This is a genomic window from Phenylobacterium sp., from assembly GCF_016793225.1.
Classification (GTDB): Bacteria; Pseudomonadota; Alphaproteobacteria; order Caulobacterales; family Caulobacteraceae; genus Phenylobacterium.
Genome location: NZ_JAEUMN010000004.1, coordinates 1 through 1891 on the forward strand (window position 1 = coordinate 1; position 1891 = coordinate 1891).

The 1891-nt window shown below is 72.8% G+C and carries 3 protein-coding genes; all 3 read left to right on the plus strand.

Annotation, left to right across the window (positions count from 1 at the left end):
• Positions 1 to 137: 137 nt before the first annotated feature.
• Complete coding sequence (locus JNK30_RS00130; protein ID WP_293479031.1) at positions 138 to 776, plus strand: arylesterase; 639 nt, start codon at positions 138 to 140, stop codon at positions 774 to 776.
• A 19-nt stretch (positions 777 to 795) separates the two neighbouring features.
• Positions 796 to 1584 (plus strand): hypothetical protein, encoded by a 789-nt coding sequence (locus JNK30_RS00135; RefSeq protein ID WP_293479033.1) that lies wholly within the window; start codon positions 796 to 798, stop codon positions 1582 to 1584.
• A gap of 36 nt (positions 1585 to 1620) precedes the next feature.
• Positions 1621 to 1891, plus strand: a 271-nt coding sequence (locus JNK30_RS00140) for a hypothetical protein (protein WP_293479034.1), incomplete at its 3' end; no start/stop codon positions are given.

Below are 1891 nucleotides of genomic sequence, written 5' to 3' on the forward strand. Positions count from 1 at the left end.
AGGCTCCGCAGGATCTCCACGGGTCCGGCGGCGGATGGAAGGGTCAGGCCCACGTCTTCGAGAACCAGCGGCGGCAGATCGTTCAAGCAGGAACCTCGAAGTTGAGCGGCGGGCGACCTCCCTTACATAGGACGATCATGGCCGAGCCAAGCCCCACACGCCGTTCGCTGTTCGCCTTGCCGCTTCTGGCGGCCGCAGGACCGGCGCTTGCGCAGCCCCGCGCCCGGGTCGTCACCGTCCTGGGCGACTCGATCACCGCCGGCTACGGCCTGCCCCGGGCCGCGGCGTTTCCGGCCCAGCTGCAGGCCCAGCTCGCGAAGCTGGGCGCGCCCGCGCGCGTCCGCGCGGCGGGCGTGTCGGGCGACACCACCGCGGGCGGCCTGGCGCGCGTGGACTTCAGCGTCGCCAAGGACACGGACGTGGCGGTGGTCGCCCTGGGGGCCAACGACCTTCTCCAGGGCCAGGACCCGAAGCGCACCCGCGCCAACCTCGACGCCATCATCCGCAAGCTGAAGGCGCGCCGCATCGCCGTGGTGCTCACCGGCATCGAGGCGCCGGTGGAGGTGGGCGGCGGCTACGCCCGGGACTTCAACGCCGTCTTCCCGGCCCTGGCGCGCACGCACGGCGTGGCCTTCTATCCCAACCTGCTGGCCGGCGTGGCGCGCATGCCCGCCCTGAACCAGGCCGACGGCATCCACCCGAACGCGCGCGGCGCGGCGATCATCGCCGCGCGGCTGGCCCCCACCGTCGCCAAGGCGCTCGCCGCCCGCCACTGATTGCGGCATAGGGACGGGCATGACCCCGGCCCAGGAGGCCCTGCTGCAGCGCCTGGTCGCCGCCCTCTCCCAGGACGGGCGGGTGAAGGCGCTGTGGCTCTCGGGAAGCCTGGGGGCGGGCGCTGGCGACGCGTGGAGCGACATCGACCTCGTCGCGCTGGTCTCGCCCGACGACCTCAAGGCCTGCGTCGCCGACTACAAGCAGCCGCGGCCGGGACTGCCCGAGGCGGTCCTCGCCTTCGATGTCTGTGGCGTGGTGGTCGCCGCCGTGACGGCGGACTGGGAGCGGTTCGACATCCACTTCGCCACCCGCGACTACGTGGATCGCGCCGGCGGGGACGGATGGCGGCCACTGTTCGGGGACACCGCGATCCCGCCGCGTCCGCCGCCTGGGCCCGACACGGGCGCCCCGGGCCGCGTGGCGGCGACCGTCACCGAGTTCCTGCGCGTCCTCGGCCTGATGCCGGTCGCCGTCGGACGGCAGGAGTGGATCACCGCCCAGCAGGGCTTCGACCTCCTGCGGCGCATGATGATCGACCTGATGCTCGAGGAGAACGGCCACGGCCAGACGGCGCGCGGCGCCAAGCGGCTGAACGGCTTCCTGACGCCCGGGCAGCGCGAGGCGCTCGAGGCGATCACGCCGCCCCGCGCGGACGGAGAGGCCGTCATCGCCGCCAACCTGGATCTCGCCCGCGCCTTCCTCGCCCGGGCCCGGCCGCTCGCCGCGAGGGTCGGCGCGGCCTGGCCCCAAGCGTTCGAAGACGCCACGCGACGGCATCTCAAGGCGGCCCTGTCGCTCGACCTCTGAGCCGTGCCAAACTCCTGGAAACGGGAGGCAGTACGCATGCTGAGCTGGCGGGTCGGCGACGTGAAGATCACGCGCATCGTCGAGATGGAGACCGAGGGCGGCACGCGGTTCATCCTGCCCCAGGCGACCTACGAGGCGGTCCGCGAGATCGAGTGGCTCCAGCCCCACTTCGCCACCGAGCAGGGCAAGCTGAAGATGTCGATCCACGCCCTGGTGATCGAGGCGCCGGGCCGGCGCATCATCGTCGATACCTGCATCGGCAACGACAAGGCGCGCGAGATGGCGCCCTGGAGCCACCTGCAGACCA

Bases quoted from the DNA above. Each gene is read 5' to 3' on its own strand.
- JNK30_RS00130 (WP_293479031.1), top strand. From the start codon at position 138: ATGGCCGAGCCAAGCCCCACACGCCGTTCGCTGTTCGCCTTGCCGCTT.
- JNK30_RS00135 (WP_293479033.1), top strand. From the start codon at position 796: ATGACCCCGGCCCAGGAGGCCCTGCTGCAGCGCCTGGTCGCCGCCCTC.